The 9077-nt window shown below is 65.9% G+C and carries 9 protein-coding genes; 6 read left to right on the top strand and 3 right to left on the bottom strand.

Annotated features, from left to right (window positions below):
- From ASD67_RS08815 to ASD67_RS08805, 3 genes are all read left to right on the top strand, one after another.
- On the top strand, positions 1-721 hold a 721-nt coding region (locus tag ASD67_RS08815), incomplete at its 5' end, for a DUF6445 family protein (RefSeq protein ID WP_327197008.1).
- A 250-nt stretch (positions 722-971) separates the two neighbouring features.
- Entirely contained in the window at positions 972-1628 is a 657-nt protein-coding gene (locus ASD67_RS08810; RefSeq protein ID WP_235535613.1) for a hypothetical protein, read from the top strand.
- Between the two features lie 150 nt (positions 1629-1778).
- Entirely contained in the window at positions 1779-2117 is a 339-nt protein-coding gene (locus ASD67_RS08805) for a hypothetical protein (protein ID WP_056346042.1), read from the top strand.
- Here ASD67_RS08805 and ASD67_RS22595 read toward each other — a convergent pair.
- Both ASD67_RS22595 and ASD67_RS08800 read right to left on the bottom strand, forming a co-directional pair.
- Complete coding sequence (locus ASD67_RS22595) at positions 2086-2352, bottom strand: type I restriction enzyme endonuclease domain-containing protein (protein WP_235535612.1); 267 nt, start codon at positions 2350-2352, stop codon at positions 2086-2088. The two genes, ASD67_RS08805 and ASD67_RS22595, sit on opposite strands and share 32 nt — an antisense overlap.
- Before the next feature lie 65 nt (positions 2353-2417).
- The gene (locus tag ASD67_RS08800) at positions 2418-4604 is read right to left on the bottom strand and encodes a TonB-dependent receptor (RefSeq protein ID WP_056346040.1); all 2187 of its coding nucleotides are present in this window, start codon (positions 4602-4604) and stop codon (positions 2418-2420) included.
- Between the two features lie 256 nt (positions 4605-4860).
- Here ASD67_RS08800 and ASD67_RS08795 point away from each other — a divergent pair, with 256 nt between their 5' ends.
- Positions 4861-6249 (top strand): sulfatase-like hydrolase/transferase, encoded by a 1389-nt coding sequence (locus tag ASD67_RS08795; RefSeq protein WP_082544923.1) that lies wholly within the window; start codon positions 4861-4863, stop codon positions 6247-6249.
- Here ASD67_RS08795 and ASD67_RS08790 read toward each other — a convergent pair.
- Positions 6243-7238, bottom strand: coding sequence for a flavin reductase (locus ASD67_RS08790; protein WP_056346038.1), 996 nt, complete (start codon positions 7236-7238; stop codon positions 6243-6245). The two genes, ASD67_RS08795 and ASD67_RS08790, sit on opposite strands and share 7 nt — an antisense overlap.
- 82 nt (positions 7239-7320) lie before the next feature.
- On the opposite strand from ASD67_RS08790, the gene ASD67_RS08785 reads away from it, so the two are divergent.
- Both ASD67_RS08785 and ASD67_RS08780 read left to right on the top strand, forming a co-directional pair.
- The gene (locus ASD67_RS08785; protein WP_235535611.1) at positions 7321-8568 is read left to right on the top strand and encodes an acyl-CoA dehydrogenase family protein; all 1248 of its coding nucleotides are present in this window, start codon (positions 7321-7323) and stop codon (positions 8566-8568) included.
- Between the two features lie 13 nt (positions 8569-8581).
- Positions 8582-9061, top strand: coding sequence for a MarR family winged helix-turn-helix transcriptional regulator (locus ASD67_RS08780; protein ID WP_056346034.1), 480 nt, complete (start codon positions 8582-8584; stop codon positions 9059-9061).
- The last annotated feature ends 16 nt before the right edge of the window (positions 9062-9077 follow it).

Here is a 9077-nt window from a genome sequence, read left to right as displayed (position 1 = left end):
GGATCGCGGCGCGGCTGGCGCGGCTCCGCCCGCCGCGCCGATGATGGCGGCTATGCCCGTCCGGATCGAGACGATCGGCGACGAGGCGCAGCCGCTCTGCATCCTCGACGATTTCGCGCCCGACCCCGACGCCCTGCGCGGATTCGCTGCCACCGCCGCGTTCGAACCCGCGCTCCATCATTATCCGGGCATCCGCGCCGCGCTGCCGCCCGGATATTTCGACGCGGCCCTGCCCGCGATCGCCGAGGCGGCGGCGCGCGCCTTTGCCCGCACCGGCCCGGTCACGATCATCGACGCGAGTTTCTCGATCGTCACCACGCCGCCGGCAGCCCTCGGCATCGCGCAGCGCCTGCCGCATGTCGATGCCTTCACCCCCGACCGCATCGCCTTCATCCATTATCTTTCCCCGGAAGGCGGCGATGGCACCGCCTTTTTCCGCCACCGTTCAACGGGGTTCGAGACGGTGACCGAGGAACGGCGCGCGCTTTATTTCCGCCAGCTCGACACCGAACTGCGCCATCGCGGCCCGCCGCCGGCCGCCTATGTCGCGGGCGATACGGCGCTGTTCGCCCAGGCCCATGTCGCCGAAGCGCGCTATAACCGCGCGCTGCTCTATCGCAGCAGCAACCTTCACAGCGGCGCGATTTCGCCCGAGGCCGCGTTGTCGCCCGATCCGCGCCAGGGGCGGCTGACGATCACGGCGTTCCTGTCGATCGGCTGAGACGCGGGACGGTGGCGGCCGGCCGCCATGGGGTTCATCGGTCGGCGCTCACCCTTGTCAAAGGCCCGGCGCCCCACTATTCCGCGCGGATGCAGCCCCCGGCCCCTCGACCAGCGGTCGCCGCGACCAAAGATAGCATCCGCTGAGCCCTGTTCCAGCCACGCCCTATGCCAAGCAGCTCAGCATCGGGCGGGGACGCCGTGCGCTTGCCATAAGCCTGACCGTATCGATCACCGGGCTTCTGCTGCTTATGCTGCTCTCCTTTGGCCGCGACCAGCCGCCGAAGAAGAAGGAAGAATATGTCAGCATGGTCAGCCTCCCGGCCAGCGAGATCGCCGAGGAAGCGCCCGAACCAAGTAGCCCGAAGAGCAAGCGGGCCGAGGACAAGCCTGTGCCGCCGCAGCCGACGCCTGCCGAACCGGCCAAACCATTACCCCCGACAGCCGTCGAACCGAGGACCGCGCCGACCATGGCGCCGCCATCCGAACTGCCACCCTTGCCGACGGTTCCCCGGATCGGCGTTCGTCCACCCGGCGGGGCTGTCTATGGGCCGCCCAACAAGGGAGGCTCGTCCTCGTCCAGCGACACGGCGCGGGTGGGAACGGCGCCCAATGGCGAGCCGCTCTATGCCGCCGCCTGGTATCGTGAGCCGAGCAATGACGAGTTGCGCGGCTATTTGTCCACCGCCAGCGGCCCCGGCTGGGGGCTGATCGCCTGCCGCACGGCGCCGGATTATCGTGTCGAGGATTGCGTCGGGCTCGACGAATATCCCACCGGATCGCAGATCAATCGCGCAGTGCTCGCTGCGGCGTGGCAGTTCAGGGTACGGGCTCCGCGGCGCGGTGGACAGGCCATGGTGGGCAGTTGGGTCAGGATCCGAATCGATTACAGCAATGGACGGCGTTAGGAGCGATGGCGGAGCGTGACGCCTTTGAGCATCTGGCGTACCCGTAGCGATGACAGTCCGGTGAACGGCCAGGCCGGAGATACGCCTGTGGCAATGCGCATCGCATCGGGATAGGTGTGCGGCGCAAATTCAGATCCTTCAGGTAGACCCATGGCCCGCAGACATTCGAAACATGATCCCTATGGAGACCTGCACCGCGAGGAGACACCGCCGGCGACGATACCGTCCTGCTGGCTCTGCGGCCGCCCCACCGGCAAAACCATCGTCTGGCACCATCCCGTCCCCAAAAGCCGGGGCGGCCGCGATGTTGTTCCCATGCATTCGATTTGCCAGCAGACGCTGATCGCCAATTTCACGAATTCCGAGCTGCAGCGCTACGGGATGGATGTGGAGGGCCTCCTGGCCCACCCCAATGTGCGCAAATTTGTCGATTGGGTGGCGAAAAAAGATCCCGATTTCACCGCGACCACGGCCAAGAAACAACGTTGATCGGACGGGCCTTCTGCAAATCGGGCGGATAGCCATAACGCACCGGCAGCTTTCGAAGCTCAATCCGCCTTTTTGCGGGGACATTTTCTTTCTGCGTCCAATCGACAGTCACAGCGCTGCGGATTGTCTTGACCAACAGTTGAGCGAGGGTGCGGAGCGTTTCGCGCTCCATCAAGTCTCCGGCTGATCCATTCTCTGCCAAGGCATCGCAAAAGGCTAACTCTTCAGCGGCCATGGCAGGAAGGAAGCCGGGATTGGATCTAACCCCGCACCGCGTTGACGGACAGGAGCCAAACCCAATCAATATTGCCACTTCGCCTGCACCGCGATCGTGCGAGGCGGCTGGATGAACTTCGAAATGACCCCGGCCGCGAGCGGCGTGTTGAAGGCGTGGCTCGCGGTCAGTTCGTCGGTCAGATTCTTGCCCACAATCGCGAGTTCCCATTTCTTGTTCGACGCGCGAATACCGAGCCGAAGGTCGAATTTGGCATAGCTGTCCTGCGCCGCCGCCGGATTATAGCTTTCTTCGAGGAACGCGCTGCTGCGATAGGTCATGCCGCCGTTGGCGACGAAATCGACCGAATCGCTAACCGGCACCGCAATATCGGCGAACAGCGTCCCGCTCCATTTGGGAGAGCGCGGCAGCGGCCTTCCGGCGGCATTGTTGTTCGCCGGCACGCAGGTCGGGTTGGTGAACGGGCACGGCGCGCCGGGGAATTCGATGAATTTGGCATCGAGATAGGCAAGCGAGCCGTTGAGCGACACACCGTCGGCGATCTGCCAGCTGAAATCACTCTCGACACCCTGGCTGCGCGCCTCGCCGGCGTTGGTGGTGATGAAGCTGTTGCTCACCGCGTCGAAGGACGACACCTGCAAATTGGTGAAATCGGTCCGGAACGCGGCGATGTTGAAGCGCAGGCGGCGATCGAAGAGCGCGAGCTTGGCCCCGACTTCGAAGGTCTCGGCCGCCTCGGGCTCGATTTCGAACTGCGCCTGCGTCGTCGTCGCCTGCGCGCCGATGAAGCCGCCCGCCTTCGAGCCCTGGCCATAGGAGGCGTAGAGCATCGCGTCGGGGGTCGCGTCCCATTGCAGCGCGACCGAAGGGTCCCATTCGCGCTCGACGCGATGCCCCGACAGCGGGGTCGCGAGCCAGGTCGGCTGGACAACCCCCGTGTTGACGCGCGTCTGGTCGGCGGTCTTGCGGTCATAGGTGTAACGCAGGCTACCGATCAGGCGCAGGCTGTCGGCGACGTGCCAGGTCGCGCTGCCGAAGCCCGAAAGCGCGACATTTTCCTGCCGAAAACTGCGGTCGGAGCGCCCGTTGAACGGCCCGAAGCGGATCAGCGTGGTCTGGAACAGGTCATAGTCGTTCACATGGAAATAGCCGCCGAGGATATATTCGATGCGGCCCGTCGTCGGCGAGGCGAGGCGGATTTCCTGCGACATCTGGCTGAACTTCTCGGCAAAGCTCGATGCGAAGGACGGGTTCGGCCCGAAATCGGCATCGACCTTCTTCTCGAAATCATAGGAGGAGAAGCCGGTGACCGAGGTCAGCACATGGTCGCCGATGTCGATATTGGCGGTCGCGCTGGCGTTGAGATTGTCGGTGTTGTCGAAATCCTTGTCCATAAAGCCGGGGAAGCCGCCGGTCTGGCGTTCGCGGTCGGGATCGTTCGCGGTCAGGAAACGTTCGACGGCGGTACCCGTCAGGTCGACCTTGCCCCCCTCGACGCGGATCAACAGGTCGGCGCCATTGCCCGGATCGATCAGGACCGAGGCGCGGCCGAAGAGGCTTTCGCGCTTGGTTTCGTTGCCGCCGAGCAATGTGTTCTCGATATAACCGTCGCTGTCTTCATATTGCGCCGCGACGCGCACGCTGACCGCGTCGGACACCGGCCCCGACACCATGCCGAACAGCCGCGTGCCGCCGAGTTCGAATTCATAGCTACCCTCGAGCGTCGCGCGGAAATCGCGCGTCGGCCGCGCGCTGACGACGCTGATCGCGCCGGCGCTGGTATTCTTGCCGACGAGCGCGCCCTGCGGCCCGCGCAATATCTCGATCCGTTCGACGTCGAGGAAGGGTGCCTGGAACTGGCGCGCATGGCCGCCATAGATGCCGTCGACGAACAGGCCGACGGTCTGTTCGAACGCCAGATTGCCCGGGGTCGAGCCGATCCCGCGGATGTAGAAAGCGTTATTCCCCGGGGTCGTCTGGACATAGAAATTGGGGACGTAGCGGTCGAGTTCGTTGAAGTCCTTGATGCCAAGCTCGCTGAGCTGCTCGCCGCCGACGACGGTCATCGAGATCGGGACGTCCTGCACATCCTGCTCGCGCTTCTGCGCGGTCACCACGATGATGTTGCTGTCGTCCGACGCGGCGGTGTCGTCGGCCTGCTGCGCCAGTGCCGGGACCGCGAAAAACATCGCCCCCGCCGACGCCAGCAAGCACAGGCGGACCGAACGAAATTGCGCTGCCTTGGCCGTCATCCACTCTCTCCCTCTGGCCGCCCTGATTTTGCCGGTGCGGTCCGTTGCTTCGACCATTCGTTTAGTGTTCTAAGCATATATTGTAAAGTAGGTTGACATAATTTTCGATCTGAGGGAGCATGGCTCGGCCAGGAAAGAGCCAAAAACCGCCGCGATTTCATTTCGATCGCTTCGCCGTAAGCGACGCGGAAAAATCGGATCGCGCGGAGCAAAACCGGCCGATATTGCGGCGGGAAACGAGAGAGAGGATGGCATCATGTTGAGCAGGCGGACCTTGGTGAAGGCAGGTGCGGCATCGGCGATCACCGGGTTGCTCGGTGCGCCGGCGGTCGCCCGTCCGGCGGCCGCCACGGCCCCCAATATCGTCTTCATCCTCGCCGACGATCTCGGCTTTGCCGACCTCGGCTGTTTCGGCCGCGACGATATCGCGACCCCCGCGCTCGACGCACTCGCGGCCGGCGGCGTCGCGCTGCATCGCTCCTATTCGAACAGCAGCGTCTGTTCGCCGACCCGGCTGGCGCTGATGACCGGCCGCTATCAATATCGCTTTCCGGCGGGGCTCGACGAACCGCTCGGCGTCCACCCCGAACTCGGGCTTGGCGACGAGGTGGTCACCCTGCCCGACCTGTTGAAGCGCGCGGGCTATGACACCTCGCTCGTCGGCAAATGGCATCTTGGCGGCCTGCCCGACCATGGCCCGCGCAAGAGCGGCTACGACCGTTTCTTCGGCATCTATCAGGGCGGCGCCGATTATTTCGAGCATGGCATGACGATCCGCGGCAATTTTCGTCACGACCTGTGGGAGAATGAGACCGAGATCCGCCGAAGCGGCTATCTCACCGACCTCATCACCGAACGCTGCGTCGCCGAACTCGGCCGCTTCAAGGAGGCGGGGCGCCCCTTTCTGCTCAGCGCGCATTACACCGCGCCGCACTGGCCGTGGGAGGGGCCCGCCGACGAGGAGGTGGCTAAGACGATCCGCGATTCGTTTCACTATGACGGCGGCAGCAACGCCGTCTACGCCGCGATGGTCGAAAGCCTCGATCGCGGGGTCGGGCAATTGCTCGCGGCGCTCGCGGCCAATGGCCAGGCCGACAACACGATCGTGATCTTCACCAGCGACAATGGCGGCGAGCGTTTCTCGAAGGTCTGGCCGTTGCGCGGGATGAAGGGCGAATTGCTCGAGGGCGGGATCAGGGTGCCGACGCTGATGCGCTGGCCCGGACGCGTGAAGGCCGGCACGCGCAGCGAGCTCGTCCAGATCACGATGGACTGGGTGCCGACGCTGCTCGCGGCGGCGGGGATCGCGGAAAAAGACTGGCCGGCGCTTGACGGCCGTAACCTCCTGCCTCAGCTTCTCGACGGGACGACGGGGTCGCCGCGCCAACTCTTCTGGCGCCACAAGGCGCAGGACCAGCGCGCGGCGATCGAAGGCTCGCTCAAATATCTGGCGATGAGCGGGCACGAGTTCCTGTTCGACATCGCCGCCGACCCGCGCGAGGTGGCGAATCTGAAGACCGTGCAGCCCGAGGCCTTCGACCGGCTCAAAAGTGCATTCGCGGCATGGGACCGCGACATGCTGCCCTATCTGCCGTCGACGTTCAGCTATGAGCTGCGCGGCAACGGCCACCTCGCGGGTTATTGAGCGGCGGGCTCGGGGATCTCGGGGGGCGGACCCCAGTCGCGCGCCAGCGTGGTGCGCAGCGCGTCGAGCGCCTTGCTGCCGATCCGCTCGCCGAGCGCCGCGTCGATCTTGCCCAATATCTCGAGCGCGTCGGCACGCAGCTGCCGCGATTTTTCGCTGAAGGCGACGATCGACGCGCGCTTGTCGGTCGGGTCGGGCTCGATCACGATCCAGTCGCGCTCGACCATCTCCTGCAGCATCTTGCTGACCCCCTGGCGCGTGATGCCGAGGTTGCGGGCGAGGTCTGCGGGGCGGCGCACCCCGAGCGCGATATTGGCGAAGGTCATCGACTGCGAGCGCGACACGGCCTCCCAGCCGCGCGCGCGCAGCGCGGACTGGAGACCCTCGTCGAACCAATAGAAGGCGCGCATCACGTCGAGCATCAGATAGCCGTCCTGCATCGCGCCCGCTTCGCCCAGCCGCGCCGATTGCGCAACCAAATTGATCGCCGCGTGCGCGAGCGGGAAGAGATAGCTGCCGTCGTGGAACCCCAACGGCGACGACAGGCCGCGCTGCCACACGTCGACGACTTCGCCGATCACCACCGCATGGGTCGCATGGTCGACGATCGACGCGGGACGCAGCACGATGCTGGCGCAGGCGTCGGCGAGCCGCGGTGGCCCCTCGGCCGCGATCCGCCAGTCGCCGACCGCGAAACGCTCTTCGGCCGCGACGCCGCCGCCGCAGCGCTGCGATATGTCGGCCTGGTCCGCAGCGAGCAGGTTGAGGCAAAGATCGGCGCCCGCCGCGACAGCGCTATGCGTCGCATTGGCGCGGTTGATGCAGACGAGCATCGAAGGCGGGTCCATGCTGACCTCGCAAAAGGCGGTCGCCGCCATCGCGTAGCGCTGCCCCGCATGCGCGGCGGTCACCACCGCGACGGGGCGCACCAGCGTGCGCAGCGCGGCGCGGAGACCGGCGGCGGGCGAGATATTGGCCTGATCTGTCATCCTCTCGCCATGCGCGCCCGAAGGATTTTAGTCAACCTAGTTGACATTATTCCTGCCTTCGCCCTATGCCGTGGCAAACAGGATGGAGATGATGATGCCCGAACGCCTCGCCGACCGCCGAATTCCCGCCGGCGACGATTTCCTCTCGCGCGACGAGATCGACGCGATCACCCCCGAAAGGCTTATCGCCCGGATGCAGGCGCTCAAGCCGCTCGTCGCCGAGCGTGCGGCGGCGGCCGAAAAAGAGCGCCGCCCCGACGACGACGTGTGGGCCGCGCTGCGCAAAAGCGGCTATTTCTACCTCTATGTGCCGCGCCGCTTCGGCGGGCTCGAATATGACCCCGACACCTATATCAGCGCGACGCTGCCGATCGCCGAAGCCTGTCCCTCGACCGGCTGGACCGCCTGCTTCGCGGCCGAGCATAATTGGCTGATCGCGCAGATGCCCGAGGCGACGCAGGCCGAGGTATGGGGCCGCACCCCTTATGTCGTCGCCCCGAGCGCGGCCTCGCCGCCCGGAATCGCCACCCCCGTCGACGGCGGCTTTCGCCTCAGCGGGCGCTGGAAATGGGGCACCGTCGTCATGCACGCCGACTGGATCATGCTCAACGCGCTCGAACCCGTCGAGGGCGGCCCCCCAGTGGTGCGCATGATGCTGCTCCGCGCCGAAGAAGTGACCGTCCTCGACACCTGGCGGATGGCCGGCATGGCGGCGACGGGCAGCAACGACATCCTCGTCGAGGATGTCTTCATTCCCGAAGCCTATCAGTTCGCGGTGCAGCCGGTGCGCTCGGGCCGCGGCAACGGCCGCGCGGTCCATGGCCCCGGCCTCTACGGATCGCCGATGCTGCCCAATCTTTGCGTTACCGCCGCCATCCCGGCCCTGGGTGCCGCGCGGCAGGCGGTGCAGCTGTGCCGCGAGCGGCTCGGGCAGCACGTCAAGCTCGGCAGTATGAGCACGAGTGTCGAAAAGCCGGCAGGACAAATGCGCCTCGCCCGCGCCGACCTGCTCGCGCGCTCGGCCGAGCGCACGATCCGCGCCGCGGCGCGCGAGAATCTGCTGCTTGGCGAAATCGACGAGCCCGAACAGACGACCGAGCGGATACGCCTGCGCGCCGAAATCGCGATCGCCGTCCAGCAATGTGTCGAGGCGGTGCGGACCTGCTGCGAAGCGGTCGGGTCGAGCGTCCACGCGCTCGACAATCCGATGCAGCGCCTGCTCCGCGACGTCCAGGTGATGCAGAGCCACATCGTCTACGACCTCGATGTCGCGACCGAACTCCATGGTCGCGCGCTGGTCGGGCTGCCGCCGAACTCGCTGCTCCTCTAAGGAGGCCCGGCGGATGGCAGGGGCGCGACGCGAGTTCTGGGGCCTCGACGACAGCATCGGCTATCTCGCCCGCATCGCGTTCCGCCGCTTTTCTATGGCGGTCGATCGGCGGATTTCCTGTCATGGCCTGGCCGCCGGCCAATTGAGCCTACTCTGCAATCTCTCGGCCGAAAACGGCCTGGCCCAGCATATCCTGGGCGCCCGGCTCGGAATATCCGAGGCCACCGTCACCGTCGCGGTGCGGCGACTCGAAGTGCTTGGCCTGCTCGACCGAAGGGTCAACCGCAGCAATCGCCGCGAAACGCTCGTTTTTGCGACCGAGCGCGGCTACGCGGTCGCGCTCGCGCTCGGCGACGTCGCGGGTGAGATCGACCGGGTCGCAAGCCGCGGCTTGTCTCCCTGTGAAATCCGGACGCTGGTCGAGCTGCTGGGGCGTGTGAAGCAGAATCTGCACGACGAGTCCCAGAGGATCTCAGGACGCACGTCGACATAGCGCTCCGCCACGTCCC

The sequence above is a fragment of the Sphingopyxis sp. Root1497 genome (assembly GCF_001427085.1).
In the GTDB taxonomy this organism is placed as follows: Bacteria; Pseudomonadota; Alphaproteobacteria; order Sphingomonadales; family Sphingomonadaceae; genus Sphingopyxis.
The sequence above is the reverse complement of the archived record's forward strand: the minus strand, read 5'-3'. Positions and strand labels throughout refer to the sequence as shown.